Source organism: Pseudarthrobacter sulfonivorans (assembly GCF_001484605.1).
Taxonomy (GTDB): Bacteria; Actinomycetota; Actinomycetes; order Actinomycetales; family Micrococcaceae; genus Arthrobacter; species Arthrobacter sulfonivorans_A.
This window is the reverse complement of sequence record NZ_CP013747.1, coordinates 1,212,090-1,232,154: the sequence shown is the minus strand read 5'-3', so window position 1 is coordinate 1,232,154 and position 20,065 is coordinate 1,212,090. Positions and strand designations below refer to the sequence as shown.

At 64.2% G+C, this 20,065-nt stretch carries 18 protein-coding genes; 6 read left to right on the top strand and 12 right to left on the bottom strand.

Features of this window, described 5'->3' with window-relative positions; genetic code table 11:
- The first annotated feature begins 53 nt into the window (after positions 1-53).
- On the top strand, positions 54-962 hold the full coding sequence (locus AU252_RS23080) for an Ltp family lipoprotein (protein WP_240484327.1): 909 nt from the start codon (positions 54-56) through the stop codon (positions 960-962).
- A 691-nt stretch (positions 963-1,653) separates the two neighbouring features.
- Here the strand turns inward: AU252_RS23080 and AU252_RS24110 are convergent.
- Complete coding sequence (locus AU252_RS24110) at positions 1,654-1,830, bottom strand: hypothetical protein (protein WP_167349819.1); 177 nt, start codon at positions 1,828-1,830, stop codon at positions 1,654-1,656.
- Between the two features lie 420 nt (positions 1,831-2,250).
- On the opposite strand from AU252_RS24110, the gene AU252_RS05365 reads away from it, so the two are divergent.
- A complete protein-coding gene (locus AU252_RS05365; protein ID WP_058929835.1) occupies positions 2,251-2,799 on the top strand; it encodes a PH domain-containing protein in 549 nt (182 codons plus the stop codon).
- A gap of 138 nt (positions 2,800-2,937) precedes the next feature.
- On the opposite strand, the gene AU252_RS05360 is transcribed toward AU252_RS05365, so the two are convergent.
- Positions 2,938-4,548 (bottom strand): serine hydrolase domain-containing protein, encoded by a 1,611-nt coding sequence (locus tag AU252_RS05360; protein WP_058929834.1) that lies wholly within the window; start codon positions 4,546-4,548, stop codon positions 2,938-2,940.
- Between the two features lie 450 nt (positions 4,549-4,998).
- On the opposite strand from AU252_RS05360, the gene AU252_RS05355 reads away from it, so the two are divergent.
- Together AU252_RS05355 and AU252_RS05350 are read left to right on the top strand one after the other, a co-directional pair.
- The gene (locus AU252_RS05355; protein ID WP_058932766.1) at positions 4,999-6,072 is read left to right on the top strand and encodes a N5-glutamine methyltransferase family protein; all 1,074 of its coding nucleotides are present in this window, start codon (positions 4,999-5,001) and stop codon (positions 6,070-6,072) included.
- A 330-nt stretch (positions 6,073-6,402) separates the two neighbouring features.
- Entirely contained in the window at positions 6,403-7,902 is a 1,500-nt protein-coding gene (locus tag AU252_RS05350; RefSeq protein ID WP_083510278.1) for an MFS transporter, read from the top strand.
- 50 nt (positions 7,903-7,952) lie between these two features.
- Here the strand turns inward: AU252_RS05350 and AU252_RS05345 are convergent, their stop codons facing one another.
- On the bottom strand, positions 7,953-8,708 hold the full coding sequence (locus AU252_RS05345) for an ArsR/SmtB family transcription factor (RefSeq protein WP_058932765.1): 756 nt from the start codon (positions 8,706-8,708) through the stop codon (positions 7,953-7,955).
- A 118-nt stretch (positions 8,709-8,826) separates the two neighbouring features.
- Here AU252_RS05345 and AU252_RS05340 point away from each other — a divergent pair, with 118 nt between their 5' ends.
- The gene (locus AU252_RS05340) at positions 8,827-9,498 is read left to right on the top strand and encodes a hypothetical protein (RefSeq protein WP_058932764.1); all 672 of its coding nucleotides are present in this window, start codon (positions 8,827-8,829) and stop codon (positions 9,496-9,498) included.
- A gap of 39 nt (positions 9,499-9,537) precedes the next feature.
- A complete protein-coding gene (locus tag AU252_RS05335) occupies positions 9,538-10,899 on the top strand; it encodes an MFS transporter (protein WP_058929832.1) in 1,362 nt (453 codons plus the stop codon).
- Positions 10,900-11,085: 186 nt separating this feature from the next.
- Here the strand turns inward: AU252_RS05335 and AU252_RS05330 are convergent, their stop codons facing one another.
- The 9 genes from AU252_RS05330 to AU252_RS05295 form a co-directional block, all read right to left on the bottom strand.
- Positions 11,086-11,646: a hypothetical protein gene (locus AU252_RS05330; RefSeq protein WP_157768938.1), complete on the bottom strand. Its 561-nt coding sequence runs from the start codon at positions 11,644-11,646 to the stop codon at positions 11,086-11,088.
- Between the two features lie 2 nt (positions 11,647-11,648).
- A complete protein-coding gene (locus AU252_RS05325; protein ID WP_058929830.1) occupies positions 11,649-12,215 on the bottom strand; it encodes a hypothetical protein in 567 nt (188 codons plus the stop codon).
- Positions 12,212-12,877, bottom strand: a complete 666-nt coding sequence (locus AU252_RS05320; protein ID WP_058929829.1) for a DUF6308 family protein — start codon at positions 12,875-12,877, stop codon at positions 12,212-12,214. Before AU252_RS05320 ends, AU252_RS05325 begins: the two co-directional genes overlap by 4 nt.
- Before the next feature lie 108 nt (positions 12,878-12,985).
- A complete protein-coding gene (locus tag AU252_RS24105) occupies positions 12,986-13,162 on the bottom strand; it encodes a hypothetical protein (protein ID WP_167349818.1) in 177 nt (58 codons plus the stop codon).
- A 411-nt stretch (positions 13,163-13,573) separates the two neighbouring features.
- Entirely contained in the window at positions 13,574-15,208 is a 1,635-nt protein-coding gene (locus AU252_RS05315; RefSeq protein WP_058929828.1) for an alpha-amylase family glycosyl hydrolase, read from the bottom strand.
- Positions 15,205-16,113 (bottom strand): carbohydrate ABC transporter permease, encoded by a 909-nt coding sequence (locus AU252_RS05310; protein ID WP_058929827.1) that lies wholly within the window; start codon positions 16,111-16,113, stop codon positions 15,205-15,207. The genes AU252_RS05315 and AU252_RS05310 overlap by 4 nt, the downstream gene beginning before the upstream one ends.
- Positions 16,110-17,141, bottom strand: a complete 1,032-nt coding sequence (locus AU252_RS05305) for a carbohydrate ABC transporter permease (RefSeq protein WP_240484325.1) — start codon at positions 17,139-17,141, stop codon at positions 16,110-16,112. Before AU252_RS05305 ends, AU252_RS05310 begins: the two co-directional genes overlap by 4 nt.
- A gap of 7 nt (positions 17,142-17,148) precedes the next feature.
- On the bottom strand, positions 17,149-18,465 hold the full coding sequence (locus tag AU252_RS05300; RefSeq protein ID WP_058929826.1) for an ABC transporter substrate-binding protein: 1,317 nt from the start codon (positions 18,463-18,465) through the stop codon (positions 17,149-17,151).
- 125 nt (positions 18,466-18,590) lie between these two features.
- Positions 18,591-19,580, bottom strand: coding sequence for a LacI family DNA-binding transcriptional regulator (locus tag AU252_RS05295; RefSeq protein ID WP_058929825.1), 990 nt, complete (start codon positions 19,578-19,580; stop codon positions 18,591-18,593).
- Positions 19,581-20,065: the final 485 nt, after the last annotated feature.

Genomic DNA, 20,065 nt, shown 5'->3' with positions numbered 1-20,065 from the left:
TGATAAATAGTCCAATTCCTGCGGCCAGCCCTAAGCGCCGTTGGAAGCCGTCTGTGCTTTTCTGGATTGTCGCGGCAGTGCTGCTGCTGGTGGTTATTCCTTTCGCTGTGGCGGGCGGAGTGGGGATGGCGTTGTTCATCCTTGGCCTGGTTGCCATGCTCACCGGGCTCTATACGCTGCTGTTCAAGCGTCGGTCGTGGATTGGGCTACCGCACCGGAACTCGGGTGGCGTTCTGGCCGTTTCGGGATTCGTTGCACTGATTCTGAGCTTTGGGCTGATTGGTGCTACCGCACCGCGAGTGGATAGCGACAAAGCGACTCTGGTCGGTCCCGTGCAACAGTCAGAAACTGCTAAGGCGACAGCCACACCGACCCCAACACCGACTGCCACGAACCCTGCAAATTCGAAGTGCACCACTGCTGCTGCGACTCAGAAATACAACAGCCAGACGTTGATCTGCACCATGGGCAGCGACCAGCGGCTGGTCTGGATGACAGAGCCCGACTCACAGCGCGTGCTCGCCGAGAAAGCTGCTGCAGACAAGGCTTCCGACGAGAAAGCCGCTGCTGAGAAGGCCGCCGCCGAGCAGGCAGCTGCTGAAAGAGCAGCAGCCGAAAAGGCTGCAGCTGACAAGGCTGCATCGGAGCAGGCCGCTGCTAAGGCTGAAGCTGGGACGGTCAGTCAGCGGAACGCTCTCCGGGCCGCCGCGGATTACCTCGATTACACGGCCTTCTCGCGCACCGGTCTGATTTCGCAACTGGAGTACGAGGAGTACTCGACCGAGGATGCGACTTGGGCTGTGGACCGCGTGAAGGTCGACTGGAACGTTCAAGCAGTCAAATCCGCCAAGGACTACCTCGACTACACGGCCTTCTCGCGCGCTGGGCTAATAGACCAACTGATTTACGAAGGCTTCACCCCGGAGCAGGCCGAATACGGAGTGAGCCAGACGGGTCTCTAGATGCACTAACCCGGTTGGTTGGTGACGCGATTGACTGGTGAGATCACCATGGGCGCAGGGTGCGCCCGTGGTGATCTGGCCAGCAGTTACCGGCTGAAGGGTTTGCCCGGGAATTCCCGACGGCGGCGGGCAGCATGAGTTTGAGCTCCAGACCGTGTGGTTAGTTCCGCGACGGAGTGTGCCAACGGTCCGCCCGGTAAAGAGGCAGCCGCCGAAGAAGGTGCCGCCAAGGCGTGGCAGCCGTGGGCGCGTCCGTCACCGGACCCTGCGGCCTCCCCGGCGGCGTAACGACACGGTATGTGGGAGCCGTCCTTCGCGAGGGCAAAGCAACCGTCTTTGTGTTGAGGGGATCCGGCCTGGCTGAATCTGGCAGTGAGGCTTGGCAGGGCAAGCCGGAGGACCTCCTGATCGTGCCAGCCGGGGGTGCACAGCCTAGAAGCTGAAGAGGACTCCGCGGTGCTGTTCACGCTGATCAAAACGGACCGCTTACGGAGAAGGCTCTGCTGCAGCTTCGAGAAGCTGCAGCAGGGCGTTCACGGGACGCTCGATGTGAGCGTGGACTGCGCCTTAGGCTGCTAGTTCCCCAACATGGACCCGTTGGCACGACGTAATGAAGCTGCCGATATTCTCTGCGACGTTACGGCGGATGCTTTTCATCGTGCTCAGAGGTTCCATCCTTTAGTGCGACTTACTATTTGGTGACGTGGACAACGACTCCCTTGGAAGTCGATTGCTCGCTTCCGGCATTATCAACACCTGTGACCGTCCAGTTGCTGAGCAAAAGAACGGTCTTGCCGGTATCAGAGTTGTAGATGACTTTTTCGAACCCCAGCGCCGACAGCTCGTCATCGAGTGCCTCTGCGTTCATGCCCGCTACGTTGACAGGAATGACCGCGGTAGCGGGAATCGCTAGAGCAGCCGCTGGAGCGACAACTTCGGCTGGGGCTGCTGTAACGGTGGCGGTAGCAGTCTGCGTAACGGTGTGGGTAACGGAGGGCGCTCCCTGGGGAGATCCCGACGCGCAACCGGCCAAGGCCATGCAGAGAAACGTGCTGGCAGCCAGCGTTGTTTTCGTTTTCAAAATTTAACTTCCCCCTGAGAACTTTGCGTATTCGAACAGACCTCATTCTTTGCCATCCGAGAAGTTAGTCGGCTCAATTATGCAAATCCTCGGCAAACATTGCGCATACCTTGATCAGCAATTCTGGTATTGACGAGAACTCAACCTTCCAGTTAGCTGGAGTCCAGCCCGGGAGACCGCCCGGCCGGCAAAACATATGGGGGCACCATGGCAGCGGATCAGCTTCGTGACGACATCCAGCAGGCAAAGGATAAAGCGGGGATTACTTGGGGGAGCAACAGAGAGTTCCGAAAGCTCGAATCCCATCTTTGGGAGGGTGAGAGAGTTGAACAGATTTTGACCGGCCAATACGCTGGAGGTCTAGGTATCCTGGTGCTATCGGACCGCCGGATTTTTTTCCTCAAAGATGGCGTCCTGAAGCAGGTCTCTGAAGATTTTCCTTTTTCTAATATCTCCTCCATGCAGTGGAACTCCGGCCTTGCCTTGGGTTCTGTAACCGTTTTTGTGTCGGGCAATAAAGCGGAAATCACGAACGTCGCCAAGCAGCTGGGTAAGGCTTTTGTCGATGCTGCAAGGGACCGGATCGCGCCTGCTGCCCCACGGGCTTCTGAAAGCCAAGTCGCAGCACACCCAGTGGTTCAGGAAACTGAAGACGTTTACGCAAACCTTGCAAAAATAGGACAACTGCGAGACGCTGGCGTCCTCACGCCGGAAGAGTTTGAAACGAAAAAAGCCGAACTCTTGGCCCGTATCTGAAAGCACCGTCCCGATACGTTGGAATATTCAAACCGGCTCCCGCCCAGGAAAGCGGGAGCCGGTTGCGCAGTAGGTTCGGCTAGCGGCACCTGGCCAGGGATCTTCCACTTCGACGCACCTCCCTGGCTTCATTTGGGCTCACTTAAAGTGAACACTTGGTTCAATCTGGGTCCGCAAGATTGGCTTGTCGGCCCGCAGCCGCGCGAGCAGCCACACCGTCCGTGGAATCGGCCAAAGGATGGCCAGCGCAAGGACCGGCACCAGAAAAATGCCGACGTCGGGAAACTGGCGGATGATCACAAACAGGTGGGTGTCGAACCGGGCGGGGGCGTAGCTGAGGCACAGCCACAGTGCGAAGCCGTCGAGCACGAGAGCCGCAACTCCCCACGCCAAGGCAACCCCGCGGTTCCGCGTAGGGACACGCCGCCGGAGCAGGAACCGCAGCGCCAGCCCCAGGCTCACCAGCTCCGCCAGCAGCAGTGCCAGTGAGACCGCCCAGCTGTAGCGCTGCAGCCAGTCCTCGAAGACAACCGCCGGCACGGGGGAGTGCCCGTGGAGGATCCGCAGGACGTTGGTGTCGATGGCCTTGAGCCGTGACGGGGCAGCGGTGTCATTGCCGTTGATGACCAGGGCGACGCCAAGGCCGGACTCCGGAATCATGGCCAGGTAGGTGTGGCTGTTGCCCCACTCGCCCTGGTGTTCCAGGAGGAGCGGCAGGTCCGCCTCCGGGACAGGGGGTGCCGCGGGATCGGCGGACTCCACCAGGGGACGGGTGAACCAGCCCATGGCATACCCCTTGGAGCCGTCCACCTGCACACCCGGCTCGAACATCGCCGTCACGCTCTCGGGCTGGAGGATCCGGGCATCGCCGAACCGTCCGCCGTCGAGCAGTGCGATCAGCTGGTGGCCGAGGTCCTCGGCCGAGGCGTACAGGGTGGACGACGGCATGCCGGTGGTGGGTGAGGGCACGTCGGTCTGGCGCCAGAACGAGCCGAACCACAGCGAGTAGCCGGCGGCCGCACTGTCCGCGCGCGCGGCAGCCTGCGTGGGATGGCTGTGGGTCATCTCCAGAGGCCCGAAGACGTGCTGATCCAGGTACTCCCCGAAAGGCTGGCCGGAGACTGTCTGCACCAGGAGGCCCAGGATGTTGAAGTTGGCGCTGGCGTAGTGGAAAGCCTCGCCCGGTTCGCCGGCCAGGGGAGAGCCTGACAGGGCGCGGACCCCTTCTTCGAGAGCCTCCGGGCCCTGCGCGTCGGAGGCTTCGAAGGCCGTGTCCTTCGACGCCATACCGCTGGCCTGGTGGAGCAGGTGGCGGACCGTGATGGCTTGCGAGCGGCTGTCGTCCAGGGTGAACCAAGGCAGGTAGGTCTGCACCGGCTCATCCAGCCGCAGCCGGCCGGCCTCCACCTGCTGCATCACGGCGATGGCTGTGAGGGACTTGCTGGTGGAGGCCAGCAGCACCGGCGTCTGGGCGGTCATCGGGCGCCCGGAGTCGTCGGCGCGGCCGAATGCGGCGGAGTGCACCTGAACGCCGTCCCGGACGACGGCGATGGCGGCGCCCGGAATCCCGAGGGTGTCCAGTTGCTCCCGGAGGAATGTGTCCAGCGCGTCGTAGGTCTGCTCGGGGCTCGCGGGTCCTGTGGCCGGCGGGCCGGCAGGGGCCGGTGCCGGTGTGGTGGCGCCGCCGAGGATCCCCACAGTCAGCAAGCACAACAGGAGACAGCGCGCTGACCAGGAAATAGCTCGCATGCCCGCACCTGCACTTCGGCTCACCGTCCCTTCACGGTATGGCCTGGCCGGGTGGAAAACAATGCATCCATGCCTTGGCGTGGGGGAGTACGACGGCGTCGCCCGGGGTTGGGCGCCGACGGTCGCCTCACGCGCCCGCTTGCGGGCGGCGGGTGGCACCCATGGCACACCTGTATCCTGACAATGCAGGTTGAGTGGCTCCAGCGGCCATCAAGCAAGCTCGGTTCGCGGCCGGATGACGGTCCGGAATCTTGGGCCGTCGCCTTCCACGTCGTGGAATCACCGCCGCAATCGTCAGTCGCCGATCGGCCCCCCGGACTCTTGGAATGGATCTAAATCACTACTGACACACCAGCTCCCGTGGGAATCCCGACGTCGGCCCTCCAGCCCTCGCGCACAGCTGCGGTGGATGATCCCGCCGTCGTGACGTGGGTCGAGGCGGGTGTCAGCATGACCGCGCGCTGGCGTTCGGCGAACGGCAGGCCGGCGCCGACGCGCGTCGAAGTGGTCACCGACTCCCTCACGGCCGATGAGGCGAACCGGATGGCGTCACAGGGGATCGCGATGCTGTGGCACGGTGACTTCCACAACGCGCGGCAGATCCTCAACGCCATGGACCGGCGGGTAGGCGCCGGAAAGAAGATCGCAGGAACTCCGGCCGAAAAGTTCTACCGGCATCGCCAGTCCCGCTCGCACCGCGCACGCATTCTCGGCCTGCTGCTGATTCCTCTTGATCCGGGCCCGGTGGTGCCGCTGCGCCGCGCACCGGATATCCGGGAGGCCGCCGCTGAAGCGTACGGCGATATCGGCGAATCTTCCGTTGTGTCCCTGCATGAGCTTGTCGGGGCAATTGGCGCCCACGAGTGGCGACGGAATGGCGTCTACGTCGATGCCCTGCAGGGCCGCATCCACCCGCAGTATGGCACCTTCTTCCCCACCCGGAGTGAGTATGTGGATCTCGTGGCCGCCGCGCCGCTGCCCTCTGACACGCTGGCGTTCGACGTCGGAACCGGCACCGGGGTGCTCGCTGCCGTCCTCGCGCGCCGTGGCGTCCACCGCGTGGTGGCGACGGACAATGAACCGCGTGCCATCGCTTGCGCCGGCGAGAATTTCCGGAACCTCGGTGTCCAGGACAATGCTGAGGCCGTCCTGACCGACATGTTCCCGCCCGGACGGGCACCGCTCATTGTGTGCAACCCGCCCTGGATTCCGGCCACGCCGCATTCCACCCTGGACAGTGCCGTCTACGACCCCGGGAGCAGGATGCTGTTCCGCTTCCTGAACGAACTCTCCGACCATCTGGAGCCGGGCGGTGAGGGCTGGCTTGTCCTCTCCGACCTGGCCGAGCACCTGGGCCTGCGGTCGCGTGACGATCTGCTGGCCGCCATCAACGCGGCTGGGCTGAAGGTGGTGGAACGGCTCGACACCAAGCCAACGCATCCGAAGGCATCGGACCGCGATGATCCTCTGTTCGAGGCGCGCACGGCCGAGGTCACGTCCCTGTGGCGGCTTGTTCCCCGGTAGGCACAAGCCTCTGAACGGCCCGCTTCTGAACGGGTTTCTCACCGAATTTGATTGCTGAGCCCGGGCGGCGGTGCAAAAATGATCGGAGCACCACAATTGAGCCGACATGACCCATTGGGACAGGGCTGAACCCAGCGTTCATTCCCCACGATCGGACCTTCGACTCTTCTCGACAGCCCGACACGATTGCCGGACACCTGGGCTTCGCCATCGCGGTGAGTCCAGCGCCAAGAACGGCGCCATCCGTCGGTGGCGTGTGACCTCCATTGGAGGAACCAAAGTGCGGGTATGCCAGCTTATGCGCCACTTCAATCTGGAGGCGGGGCGGCCATGACCCAGCAACCTCTCAAGAAACGCCGTCTCCGCGTTTCAGACGTCAATGTTGTTAACCACCGGACCCTCAGGAAAGCGCTCGGCGGGACCATCGTCGGCAACACGATGGAATGGTACGACGTCGGTGTGTTCGGTTATCTGATCACCACGATGGGCCCGGTGTTCCTGCCGGAAGCAGATAAAGCCGTGCAGAACCTCTTCCTGCTGGGAACCTTCGGGGCAACGTTTATCGCCCGCCCGCTGGGTGGCGTCTTTTTCGGCTGGCTTGGCGACAAGATCGGCCGCCAGAAGGTCCTGGCGATGACCTTGATGCTCATGGCCGCGGCGACCTTCGTCGTCGGCCTCCTCCCGGGGTACTCGGTGCTGGGTATCTGGGCTGCCGTGCTGCTGGTGATCACGAAGCTGGTGCAGGGCTTTTCCACCGGTGGCGAGTACGCAGGCGCCACGACGTTCGTCAGTGAACACTCCCCGGACCACCGCCGCGGCTTCTTCGCCAGCTTCCTGGACATGGGCAGCTATCTGGGCTTTGCCATTGGTGCCGGTCTGGTGTCCGGTCTCCAGCTAACCCTGGGCCAGGCCGAGATGGAGGCCTGGGGCTGGCGCATTCCGTTCCTGATCGCCGGGCCCCTCGGCATTATCGCGATCTACTTCCGGATGAAAATTGAGGAATCGCCCGCGTTCCAGGCAACCCTCGAGGCAGAGGCCGAAGTCGCCAGGCATCCCGAAACCGGTGAGGTGCTCGGCCCCATGGGCCCGGTGGGAATCTTCAAGGCCTACTGGCAGCGGATAGTGCTGGCCATGATCCTCGTGGCCGCTGCCAATACGGTGGGCTACGCCCTGACGTCCTACATGCCCACGTACCTGACCACCAACAAGGGGTACGACGAGATCAACGGGACGCTCCTGACCATCCCGGTCCTGGTGGCCATGTCCCTGTGCATCCCGCTGACCGGTCATCTCTCGGACCGGATCGGCCGGCGCCCCGTGCTGTGGATCGGTGCCATCAGCACGGTGGTGCTGTCGCTCCCCGCGTTCCTTCTGATCGATATCGGAACCGTCCCGGCCACGCTCACCGGCCTTGCCCTGGTCGCCTTCCCCGTCACGTTCTACGTTGCCAATCTGGCCTCGGCGCTGCCGGCATTGTTCCCCACGGCCCACCGCTACGGGGCCATGGGCATCGCCTACAACTTCGCCGTGGCGATTTTCGGCGGCACCACCCCGTTCATTGTTGCGAGCCTGATCCAGGTGACGGGCAACGATATGATGCCCGCGTACTACCTCATGGCCACCTCGGCAATCGCTGCGGTCACCATCTACTTCCTGCCGGAATCCGCCCGGAGGCACCTGCCAGGGTCAATGCCCAGCGTGGATTCGGACAAAGCTGCCCGCGAACTGGTGGCAACCCAGGACGATAACCCCATGCTGGACATGGACACGCTGCCCTTCGGCGCCAGCTATGAGGCCGCTAAGGCGGCACACGCGGGACCTGAAAAGTAGCGCGGGGGAGTACGACGGCGGCGCCCCGGGTTTGGCGCCGACGGTCGCCTTTAGGTGTACATGAGGGAGCCCGGGGTGGTGAGCTTTTCGCCGGTTTCCAGCCAGGTCTTCAGGCCGGAGAGGATCATCGGCCAGCCGCCGTAGAGCTGGTCGTTGGCGCCTTCGCGGAGCTGGTCGTGGGTGACGGTGAGGTGGCAGGAGTCGCCCACCGGTTCGATTTCCCAGGTGATGCGTGAGGTGCCTTCGGCCTTGACGTCCTCGCCCCACAGGGCGCGCATTGTCTGGACCAGGCGGCGCGGGGGATCGACTTCAATGTTTTCACCCTCGCCCAGGAGCGCTCCGTCCGCCTTCGGGTTGCCCATTTCGAAGCGGCTGCCCGTGGTCCAATCCGATTTGATGCTGTTGCCGAACTGGTATTTGCTGCGGATATCGCTGTCCGTAATGGCTTCCCAGAGCCGCTCCGGGGTGGTCTTGATGTAGATTTCGAAGATCTTTTCCATGGGACTTTCCAATCTGGTTTTGAGGTCGCTGAGGGCAGCGGCCCATGGTTGTGCATACTTGCTGACCCAGCGGTCGTGGATCAGGCGGATGGGCACCGGATTGAGGAAATGGAGTTTCTCGCGGCCCCGACGGCGGGTGACCACCAGGCCGGCTTCCTCCAGCAGCTTGAGGTGCTTCATGACCCCGTATCGGGTCATCTCGAAGCGGGCCTCGAGCGCATGCAGGGTCTGCCCGTCCTCCCGGAAGAGCTCATCGAGCAGGTCCCGGCGGGTGGGGTCGGCGAGGGCCTTGAATACGGCGTCCACGGTTAAAGAATAGGTGACCATTTGGTCACATGTCAACGGGTTTTTGGATGCCGTTCCCTTGAAGACCTGACGCGGGAAATGCGTTTCAGTGGGCGCGCTCAGGTGGGACGATGAATCTGTGGATCCCTTCTTCGATTTTGTCGCCCACTACTGGTGGCTTGTCTTTCCGCTGAGCGCAGTGATGGGCGGGTGGGCCAGGCAGTGGTCCAAAGCGAGCGAACGCCGCCACCGCCGCCGGGTGGAGCTCTACAAGCTCAAGAACCAGGCGGTGCAGGCCGAACAGGCCAGCCAGGCTGCTGTCCTCTCGCTGGTGGCAGCGCACGACGCCGTGAACCGGCGGTGGCTGGACTACGAGCTTGACGTGGGAAAACTCATCGACTTCCCGGTCATGACGGATGTGCGCGAACCCCTCACGGTCGCCTTCCTCCGGGCCAAGCGGGAGGCCGACGGGTTGCGGCCGGCCAAACCGGAAGAGATTTCGACGGCGGCCCGGCTGGCGGAATACCGGGCGGCCGTGCACAGCTTCGAGCTGGCGTTCGACGTTGCAGAGCGGGAAGCCAAGCGGATCAAGGACAGCAACTTCACCGGGCCCGAACGCCAGCGGCTGGCGACGGCCAGGAAGCTGCTCAACCTCGCCTTAGACAATGCCGCCACACCGGCGGAGCGGCAGACGGCGTACAGGCGCGCCCGGCGGGAGCTGGACGGACTGATCGTCCTGCCCGAGGCGACGCTGGCCGCCCTGGAGGAGAAGATTGCCGGCGAGCTCGACTCGCCGCACGCCCCCGAGTAGGTTCGTGACCCAAGGCAACGATGCACCAGACTTAGGGGCGTGACGAACAAACCCCGTCCCGGCCTCGCGATCGCCGCGCTCAGCCTCGGCACCTCCCTGAACCCGCTGAACTCGTCCATGATCGCCGTCGCGCTGGTGGTCCTCCGGGAGGATTTCGCGCTCGACGTCGCCACCGTCACCTGGGTGATCACCTCGTTCTACCTCGCGTCCGCGGCCGGACAGCCGCTGATGGGCAGGCTCGCGGACCGCTTCGGGCCGCGCCGCCTGTTCACGTTCGGGATGGCCCTGGTGGCGGTGACGTGCGCGCTGGCTCCGTTTGCGCCCAACTTCGCGCTGGTCTGCGTGGCCCGCGCGCTCATGGCCGTGGGGACGGCGACGGCCTACCCGTCCGCCGTCGTGATGGTCACCGAACTGAGCCGGCTGGCGAAGCTGCCGGCCACCCGCCCGCTGGGCCGGATCCAGATGGCGAACACGTCGGCGGCCGCGGTGGGACCCGTCGTCGGCGGTTTGTTGGTGAGCCTGCTGGGCTGGCAGGCGCTGTTCGCCGTCAACGTGCCGCTCGCGCTGCTGGCGCTGATTGTGGTGCACCGGGCGGCGCCGGCCGATGCCGGACGCGAAACCGGGAAGCTCTCCACCCTGATCCGCGACTCCGACATCCCCGGCATCCTGGCCTTCGTCGCCTCGCTGATGCTCGCGATGATGGCGCTGCTGAACGTGATGCCGGGATACCGCTGGTGGCTCCTGGGCGCGGCGACCTTCATTGCCGCGGTGTTTGCGTGGCGGGAGCTGCGCTTCCGTCCGCCGTTCCTTGATCTGCGGCTGCTCGGCCGGAACCGGCCGCTGCTGCTGGTGTATCTGGTGTTCGTCGTCTTCAGCGGCGTCTACTACTTTGCGTTCTTCGGCCTGCCGCAGCTGCTGCAGGAGGCGGGACATTACGACGCCGGATTGGTGGGCCTGCTGATGTTTCCCCTGGCGGCGATGTCCGTGCTGGTCACACCGGTGACGGTACGGCTGATTGAGCGGTTCGGCGTGCGTTCGGTGATGATCGCCGGTGCGCTGATCCTACTAGTCGCCTCGGGCGGGCTGGGGGCGTTGACGTTGTCCCTCTGGCCGCCCTTGGTGTTTGTGCTGACCGCGTTGATGGGTGTGCCGTACGGAGTGGTGAGCACGGCGTCGAACCAGGGCCTCTACGTGTCCGCCCGGCCGGAGGAGAGGGGAGTGGCAGCCGGTATTTTCCAGACCTGCCGCTACCTTGGCGCCATCACGGCGACGGTGCTGATCGGTGTGCTGTACGGGCCAGGCGTGAACCAAGCGAACTGGGGGCTGATGGTCCTGGTGATGCTCGGGCTGGGCGCAGTGGTGCTGGGGTTGGCGGTGGCGTGGAAGCGGAAGGGCGGGTAGGACTCGTGAGATGTGCTCGGCGTCCACGCCTGTGTCCGTGACAATGCGGCTTTCAGCTTCCGGCCGCCTGCTTCCTCGAGTAGCCCGGAATTACCGTTGCGACGCCTGCCTGAGAGCGCCGGAGATGGGGGGCGCCTTCTCGCCGCGTTCCTCCTTAAGCGTGCGCAGGCGGGGTTGTCGGTCCTGTCAGGCTGCGTCGAGTGTGGTCTGAAGCAGCCGGTCGAAGCTTGCGGTGCCATAATCGGGTGCAGTAGCAGCGACAATAACCTTTGTTGTCCGTATCCTGTCGTCCGTTCGGGCTATCGCTGCTATGCGCTCGGCACCTGGTCCGTCGCTGACGACGCGCAAATTTAGACCTGATACGCCGTTGACCGGCAACGGAATATCCCGGTCGGAACCCCGCAGAGCCACCAGATCTTTCACGGACAGCCTTGCATCCGCGTTGTCGGTGAGCTCAACAACGGCGTCATTCACCTCTGCCATGAGGTCGCTCATAAACGCCTGTTGGGGCGAAAGCTTTCCCGTTGACCAGATCATCGCTATGACTAAGCCGATGAATGCAAGAACGATTACCACTGTCCCGAAAACTCCGAGGTTGCAGAGGATGACGAAGGCTATGATGCCAGCCCACAGCCGCTTCCCTCGGAATTTGGCAAAGACGTTCACGGGTTTGGGCACGCTACTGCCATCCCACTGCACAGAAGTGAAACTTCTGATGACGATCTTCTCCGACTGCGTTTGTGTCACCGTCATTTCCCTTTCAGTTCCAGCAGCGCTTCGGCCAGGATCATAGCCCTACGGGCCTCGTTGAGGTCATCTCGAAGGCCCGGATCGGATGATGCCGCGTTCGCTCCTTGGGGTGTCCCGGCAACACCTGCGACGGCCTCGTTGAGCTTCTCGCGATCGCGCATTGTCATCCGGGACGAAAGGAGATTGAGCTTGCTTCTGTCCAGATCGAGAAGCGACTTGTTGATTTCATCAACATGGCTGCTAACAGCTGATTTTTTCTCGTCGATGCGCTGGCTGCGGAGCAGGAACATTGATTCCATCCTGAGGGCAACGTCATGGAGCTCGCGCAGCGAGTTTGCCGTGTCCATCGAAATGGCATCTTTCGCAACTAACTTGCTGAGCTTGATGCGTCGTTCTTCCCAGAGGCTGAGACCGAGCACATTCTGCTTGAACAGCAAAGTGACTATTTCAAGTGTCCGGTTCAGTGAGTCATGACGTGCCTGTAGCTTTTTCGAAGCGGCGGTCAACTGCTCGACGAACTGTGCATAGTTGTCCGTGAGCTCCGGCCCTTGCTTGGTCCTTTTCACGAGGCTGCGGTCTCCTTTCCGTACATCCAGAGCACGATGTCCATGACACGAATGTCGGAAATCGGATCGGAAATTCCAGAGAGCCTTCGAATTTCTTGAAGCCGGTAAGTGAGGCCTGTGCCGTCAGTTAAGGCCGTATGCCACTTCTTCCACTGACCCACGGAGTTCTTGGGCAGCCCCATTAGCGGACCCACGATTGAATCGTAGATTGGGATTAGCTGGGGGCGCTTTCGGGCCATGATCTTACTGGCCTTAGTTTCGCCAATACCCCATCGTCCGGTTGTCGTCGCCCTGAGCACGTGCCATAGGCACATTCCGGGGCTCCCTGTGCCAAGGTACTTGTCGAACTCGTCAGGGGTCAGATCCGCCAGGTCGACGTTATATGGCAGGTGCTTGAGGTTCTTTGAAATCTCCGGAGCATGCGTTTCAAGTATGCCGACTGCGGCCCGGGCTGGAATCTTGACCGACAGGAATGAGACTGCGACAAGATCATCGGCGACCACTCGGTTGGCCACGCCCGCCGCGTCCCCACCACCGGCCCAGCTGTCGAAGCGGCTGCCGGTTCTCGGCATCTCTGATGCGAAAAGGTCGTTGTAGTAAGCGCCCAGCAGTTTGGCTGCGGCATCGATATGGTCTTCATCCAAAATGTTCGGAATTGTCATTCGTCCCCCAATAGTTGCGCTTGACGTCGAGCCGGCGTCCTGGCGCGTCGCCGAGAGTACCAAGTCGCCAAGGCACTTCACGGTGGGTACGCTGGGGACGAGCGGCCACTACTTTGTTACGTGAACTACTACTGCCTTGTCGACAGCCTGCTCTGCCCCGGCGTTGTCTATCCCTGTAACCGTCCAGTTGCTGAGCAACAGCACGGTCTTGCCAGTATCAGCGTTGTAGACGACTTTCTTGAAGCCCAGAGCGGATAGATCGTCGTCGAGCGCCTCTGCATTCATTCCGGCAACGTTGCCAGGAATAATCGCAGTCGTTGGAGCCGCTGGAGCCGGAGCCGGGGCCGCCACTACGACGGGTGCAACAGGCTCGGCTGTGACTGTGGCGGTTGCCGTCACAGTTGCTGGAGCCGTCTGTGTAACGGTGTGCGTTACGGCCGGAACTGATTGCGGCGATCCCGCGGCACAGCTCGAAAGGGCCAGACACAAGAGTGCGCCGCTGGCCAGAGTTGTTGTGAGCTTCAAACTATTTCCCCCTTGATGAATTCAGTTCGGCAAGGTTGGATGCGTCATCCAGCCTGCCTGATGACCCAATTCTTCACGGGGATATGGTGCGCACAAGTACGTTCTCCGATTGCTCGGTGAAAGTTGCGGAGACCTTGAGCAGCCCTTGATCTAAATCTGCGAGACGGCTATCTATTCCCGCAGCACCCAGGCAGCGTTGTCCGGCTGCAGCCAGCCGGCCGTTTCCAGGGGCACAGCACTGGCCAGCACGGTCCCGGCGGGCAGCCGCACCGGCTCGGTTCCCATCGCCACGGCAACCAGGAACTTGGGGCTGCGCTCGCAGACCAGCAGGTTCCCGTCCTCCACACGCCAGCTGCCGCCGTCGTCCGCAGTGAACACGCCCTGCTCCCACAGCTGGCGGCGGAGTCCGACGGCGGCGGTCACCAGCGCCAGCGTGGAACCCGGGGCCTGCTGCTGGGTTTCGATGGCGTGCTGGCCCCAGCCGGCAGGTTGCGGCAGCCACGGGGCCGCCGCCGAAGAACCCAGCGAGAATCCATGGTGCAACGAAGGAGCCGCGGTCCACGGCAGCGGGACGCGGGCCCCGTCGCGGGTGATGCCGCCGCGGGCCCACATGGGATCCACGCGGGCGTCCACCGGGACATCCACTTCGGGCAGCCCGAGCTCCTGGCCCTGGTAGATGTAGGCGGCGCCGGGCAGGCCGAGCAGGGCCAGCAGGGCGGCCCGCGCGCGCCGGGTGCCCACGGCCCCGCCGCCGAACCGCGTCACGGAGCGGACAATGTCGTGGTTCTCCAGCGCCCAGCTGGGCGCCGCGCCGTGGGCCTGGCGCGCGGCCTCCAGCTCCGTCCCCACTGAAGCCCACGCCGCAGGATCCCAACCGAGCTTCACGAAGGCGAACGCGAACGCCTGGTGCATCTCGTCGGCACGGGTGTAGCGGGCGGCGCGGGCCGGTTCCAGGTTGACCTCGCCCACCAGCAGGCGGTGCGGCTGGTACTTCTCGGCGAGGGTGCGCCAGCGCCGGTACACCTCGTGGACGTCCTCCTGGTCCGAGACCAGCGGGTTGGACCGCAGGCCGTCCACCACAGCAGTGGCGGAGGGCGCATCCGGCAAACCGTCCGCCTTGAAGAGGGCATGCGCCACGTCGATCCGGAGGCCATCCACGCCCTTATCGAACCAGAAGCGGAGCACGCCTTCGAAGTATTCGCCCACGGCCGGGTTCCGCCAGTTCCAGTCCGGCTGCCCGGGGGAGAACAGATGCAGGTACCACTGGGTGTCCGTGTCGGATTCCGGGTTGGCGCGGGACCAGGCCCGGCCGCCGAAGACGCTCTGCCAGTTGTTCGGGGGTAAATCGCTGAGGGAGTCAGGGCCGGAGCTGCGGCCTTCGACGAAGTGGAACAGCTCCCGTTCCGGCGAGCCTGGCCCGGCAGCGAGGGCCTGCTGGAACAGCGGGTGGGCAGAGGAGCAGTGGTTGGGGACAACGTCGAGCAGGATCCGCAGGCCAAGCGAGTGGGCGAGCTCCAGGAGGGCGTCGAACTCCTCCATGGTGCCGAACAGCGGGTCCACGCCGCAGTAGTCGCTGACGTCGTAGCCCTGGTCCACCTGCGGGGAGGGCTGGAACGGGGTCATCCAGATCCCGTCCACGCCCAGCGACGCGATGTAGGGCAGCCGGGCCGCCAGCCCGGCGAGGTCGCCCACGCCGTCGCCGTCGCTGTCCGCGAAGGAGCGCGGATACACCTGGTAAATCACGGCTGAGTCCCACCACTGGCCGGTGACTGTGCTCGTGGCGGGGGTGCCGCCGTCGTGCGTCATTTGCCGGCACCTGCGGTGAGGCCTTCCACGATGCGGCGCTGGAAGACCAGCACCATGATCACCAGCGGGACCGTAACGATCACGCCGGCGGCCATCTGCTCACCGAACGGTGCCTGGAATTCGGTGGCTCCGGTGAACTTGGAGATGGCCACGGTGGCGGTCTGGACGGCGGGGTTGTTGATCATGGACAGCGCGATGATGAACTCGTTCCAGCTGTGGATGAAGGTCAGGATAGCGGTAGTGAACACGCCCGGTGCGGCCAGCGGCAGGAGGACCCTGCGGAACGCCTGCCACTTGGTGCAGCCGTCGATCATGGCGGCCTCTTCGAGGTCGAACGGCAGCTGTTTCATGAACGTGGTCAGGTTCCAGACCGCCAGCGGGATCGCAAAGGACAGGTTCGGCACGATCATCGCCTGGTAGGTGTTGATCCAGCCGATGTCTGTGAAGAGACGCAGCAGCGGAACCACCACTGAGATGCCGGGGAACATCGACGTGGCAATGATGACGCCGAGGATCACGGACTTGAACCGGAAGTTCAGCCGGGAGATGGCGTAGGCCGCGAAGACGCCGAGGACCAGGGCGAACACCGTGGTGGTCCCGGCGACGATCAGGGAGTTGAGCAGCGCCTGGCCGAACATGGTGGAGCCATCGAACACCTTGAGGTAGTTCTCGAGGGAGAACGGCGCGGGCAGCAGGGTGTTGTCGAAGATGTCAGCGGTGCGGCGGAGGCTGGAGACGATCATCCAGTAGAACGGCGCCAGGCAGTAGGCGAAGATCAGCGCCAGGCCCACGTAAACGGAGTAGGAGCGCCAGGTGCGCTTCTGCTTGGGGCGGAGCGGGGCTGCGGCAGCAGTCCCAGCTACGCCGGAATCGGCGGCAGCGTTGCGGAGGTCTGAGATGGTCATCGGGTGGCCTCGGCCTTCTGGGTGCGGGTTGCCTTGATGCGGGACTTCTTGGAGATGCGCTTCAGTTCCTTGGCGCCGGTGACGTCCGCGCCGAGCACCTTCACGAACACGATGGCGACGACGGCGACGTAGAGGAAGAGCATGACGGCGAATGCGGAGGCGGAGCCGTAGCGGAGCTGGTTGGATTCGTCCCAGGCGAGCATGGAGAGGGTTTCCACGGATTCCTTGCCCGGTCCGATCAACACGAACGGCAGGTCGAACATGCGGAGCGCGTCGAGCATGCGGAACAGCACGGCCACCAGGAGTGTGGGCTTGACCAGCGGGAGGGTGATGGAGCCGAGCTGGCGCCACCAGCCGGCGCCGTCGATCTTGGCGGCTTCGTAGACCTCGCCGGGGATGATCTGCATCCCGGCGAGGACCAGGAGGCCGATGAACGGAGCGGTCTTCCAGACTTCGGCGATGATGACTGCGAGCTTGGAGGCGTTGCCTTCGGCGGTCCACAGGATTTCGCTGCCGAGCAGGTTGTTGGCGATGCCGTCGGACTGGAAGATCCAACGCCACAGCAGGCCGGAGACGGCGGTGGGCACAGCCCAGGGGACCAGGATGCTGGCGCGCAGGAAGGACCGGCCGCGGAAGGCGCGGTTCATGGCCAGTGCCAGGCATAGGCCCAGGACAGTTTCGAGGAACACCGTGGTGACCGTGAAGAAGGTGGTGTTGGCGAAGGCGTTCAGGAAGCGCCGGCCGGATTCGCCCACGAAGAGGTCGGCGTAGTTGGCCAGCCCCACGAAGGACTCCACTTCGGAGACGAAGCCGTCCGCGTCCAAGCCGGTCTCGGCGCGGAACAGGGACTGGTGCACCGCGGAGAGCAGCGGGTACACGATGACCAGGGCCAGCACCAGGATGGTGGGGGAGAGCAGCATCGCGGCCATGCGGCCTTCGCCGGGGGAGCGGTTGCCGCGTTTGCGCGGCGTGGCTGGCTGGGGCGTGCCGGTCTGCGGGCCGGCGGACGGGGCGGTAGTAGTGGTCATGGCGCGGCTACTTGGTCAGCTCGGTGAGCTTGGCCTGCATGTCGTTCAGGGCCGTGTCCGTGTCCTTGGCGCCGGTGATGGCCGCGTAGGCCTCTTCCTGGATCGCCTTGGTGGTGGCGCCGTACTGGACCACCTTGGGGCGAGGCTGGGCGTTGTTCAGCGAGGTCAGCAGCGTGGGGAAGAACGGGCGCTTGGCCACGACAGCGGGATCCTCGAACAGCGAGGCGTAGACCGGGGCGCGGGAGCTGAGCGCGAGGCGCTTCTGCGCCTGCTCCTCGCTGGTGAAGAACTTGACGAACTCCAGTGCCGTGGCCTTGTTCGGGGTGAACGGTGAGATGGCGAGGCTGCGGCCGCCGAGAGTGGAGACGCCGGGTCCGTCGGTGCCGGGGATGGAGGTTATGTCGAACTTGCCGGCCACCTTGCTGGAGCCGTCCGTGGCGCTCAGGGAGGCGTGCAGGAACGGCCAGTTGCGCATGAAGACGAGCTTGCCATCCTGGAATGCGCGGCGGCCCTGCTCCTCGAGATAGGTGATGGCGTCGGAGGGGAACATTCCGTCCTTGAAGCCGTTCACCAGAAGGTTCAGGCCGGCCTTGGCTTCGGCGGTGCTGACGGTGGGCTTGCCCTCGGCGTCCACCACGGTGCCGCCGGCGGAGGCGACGGCCTCGGCAAAGTTGACCGTAAGGGCCTCGTTCTTGTCGAACTGGCCGGTGTAGCAGGACATCCCGGCGGCTTCGGGGAGGGCAAGGATCTTCTCGCAGGCTGCCTTCATCTCGTCCCAGGTCTTGGGCGGGGCGGCGATGCCGGCGGCCGTGAGCAGGTCCTGGCGGAAGTAGAAGAGCGCGCCGTCGGTGTAGTACGGGGCGCCCACCAGGGAGTCCCGGTACGTCGCGGCGTTGACCGTGGCGGGAATCATCGTGTCCGTGGGGATGGCGTCATCGGGCAGCGGCAGGATCCACTTGTTCGCGGCGAACTCGGAGGTCCAGACGACGTCCAGGTTCAGCACGCTGAAGGTGTCCAACTTGATCTGGGCGTTCTGGATAAGCTGCTGGCGCTGCTGGTCCGCGGAGTCCGGCAGTTCGATGAAGGTGACTTTTTCGTTCGGGTGGGCGGCGTTCCACTCTTCGATGGTCTTGTTCGCGGCGCCGGAGGCATCGCGGTTGGAGACGTAGTTGATGGGGCCCTTGCCTTCGAAGGACGCGGCGGCCTTGGGGCTGCTGCCCGCGTCCGTGGCGGTTCCGCCGCAGCCGGTGAGGGCGACGGCGGCGACGGTCAGGGTTGCGGTGGTGGCGAGAAGGGTCTGCCAGGTGCGGCGGCGCTGCCTCATGTGTTGCTCCTTGGGTTGGGGTAATTGCCTGTTTAGGTGGCTGGTTTTGGGCGCAGGGGAGTACGACGACGGCGGCGCGCGGAAGTGCCGGCTGTCGCCTTAAGCGGGGATTCGGTGAGTTGGGGTTAGGTCTGTTGGGTGGGCGGCGGCGGGGCGGTGGAGCCGCGTTCGATGAGTTTGTGGGGCATGATCCGCGGCCCGAGGTCGCGGGAGCGGAGGAGTTTCTTGACGGCCATCCGGCCCATTTCCTCCAGCGGCTGGGCCATGGTGCTCAGGGGCGGGTGGACGTGCAGGGCGGTGGAGGTGTTGTCGAAGCCGAGGACGGAGACGTCTTCCGGGACGCGGCGGCCGCGCTTTTGCAGTTCGTTCACCACGGCGGCGGCCATCTCGTCGCTGACGGCGAAGATGGCGGTGAGGCCGGGGTCCTGCTGCAGCAGGTGGTCCAGGCCGGGGGCGCCGCTTTCGTAGAAGAAGTTGCCCGTGGCGGTGACGGGTTCACACTTTGCCTCGGCCATGGCCTTGAGGTATCCGCGCTGCCGGGGTTGGGCAACGAAGATGGAGTCGGGGTCGCCGGTGAGCAGCCCGATGCGGCGGTGGCCGAGTTTGAGCAGGTGACGGGTGGCGTCATAGGCTGCTTTTTCGTCGTCGATGGCCACACTGGGTGAGCCCGACTTGTCGCTGATGGCCACGGAGATGACCGGGACGGTGGGTCCCAGCAGCTGCCGGATCTCGGGCTTGATTACGGCCGAGACCAGGATGACGCCGGCTGCCCGGTAGGTGCGCAGGGTCCGCAGGTAGCTGGCGATGTAGGCGGATTTGGCGCCGGTGCGGCCCAGCATGACGGCGTAGCCGCGCTCCTGGGCCTCCTCCTCCACGCCCTGCATCACCTGGGAGGCGAGTGCGTCGGACACCATGGGTGCGAGCAGTCCGATGACCGAGGTCTGCCGGGTCTTAAGGCCACGTGCCAGGGAATCGGTTTCGTAGCTGAGCTTCCGGACCGCGTCCTCCACGCGCTCGCGGGTCTCTTCCGAATAGCCCACAAGGCCGTTGACCACCCGGGAGACGGTGGCGGGGGATACGCCCGCGTGCACGGCGACGTCCCTGATGGTTACCACTGGTTCTCCTTGGCTGTACTGCGGTCTGGGGGCAGGTACGCAAACGGTTTACGTAAACGGTTACGTGACTTGCCTCATCAACAGTAAGGGGGGAGGTGCCGGAGGCGTGACTGTTTCGGAAACAACGCCTTACTGCCAGTTCGCGGCGCCCGGTCCGTCGAACAACCTGGTTCGCGAGGCCTTGAGTTGGGGTGCAGACCCGACGTTGCCCGCTGAACTGTTACCGACGTTCTCATTGCGGCCGCGGAGGCGAAGGTTCCGGCCCCGAGGCGTTGGGACATTTGCCGGCCCTTGTCGCGGAGCAGACACGCGCTGGGACGCCCACGTCCTGGACATCACGGGACAGGCCGAGCGAGCAGTAGCCTGAGCTGGACGGGCCAGCTCAATACCATCCGGGCTCGCGGCAGAAACTGCCACCCTGCTGCGCTGAGAGTTGAGCTTCCGGTCGGCCCGCGTTCCACCAACTAAGAACCCCGCAATGGTCT

Excerpts from the sequence above, each read along its gene's own strand:
- AU252_RS05355 (WP_058932766.1), top strand. The coding sequence starts at position 4,999 with ATGACCGCGCGCTGGCGTTCGGCGAACGGCAGGCCGGCGCCGACGCGC.
- AU252_RS05315 (WP_058929828.1), bottom strand. The coding sequence starts at position 15,208 with ATGACGCACGACGGCGGCACCCCCGCCACGAGCACAGTCACCGGCCAG.
- AU252_RS05310 (WP_058929827.1), bottom strand. The coding sequence starts at position 16,113 with ATGACCATCTCAGACCTCCGCAACGCTGCCGCCGATTCCGGCGTAGCT.
- AU252_RS05305 (WP_240484325.1), bottom strand. The coding sequence starts at position 17,141 with ATGACCACTACTACCGCCCCGTCCGCCGGCCCGCAGACCGGCACGCCC.
- AU252_RS05320 (WP_058929829.1), bottom strand. The coding sequence starts at position 12,877 with ATGACAATTCCGAACATTTTGGATGAAGACCATATCGATGCCGCAGCC.
- AU252_RS05360 (WP_058929834.1), bottom strand. The coding sequence starts at position 4,548 with ATGCGAGCTATTTCCTGGTCAGCGCGCTGTCTCCTGTTGTGCTTGCTG.
- AU252_RS24105 (WP_167349818.1), bottom strand. The coding sequence starts at position 13,162 with ATGAATGCAGAGGCGCTCGACGACGATCTATCCGCTCTGGGCTTCAAG.
- AU252_RS05350 (WP_083510278.1), top strand. The coding sequence starts at position 6,403 with ATGACCCAGCAACCTCTCAAGAAACGCCGTCTCCGCGTTTCAGACGTC.
- AU252_RS05365 (WP_058929835.1), top strand. The coding sequence starts at position 2,251 with ATGGCAGCGGATCAGCTTCGTGACGACATCCAGCAGGCAAAGGATAAA.
- AU252_RS24110 (WP_167349819.1), bottom strand. The coding sequence starts at position 1,830 with ATGAACGCAGAGGCACTCGATGACGAGCTGTCGGCGCTGGGGTTCGAA.
- AU252_RS05300 (WP_058929826.1), bottom strand. The coding sequence starts at position 18,465 with ATGAGGCAGCGCCGCCGCACCTGGCAGACCCTTCTCGCCACCACCGCA.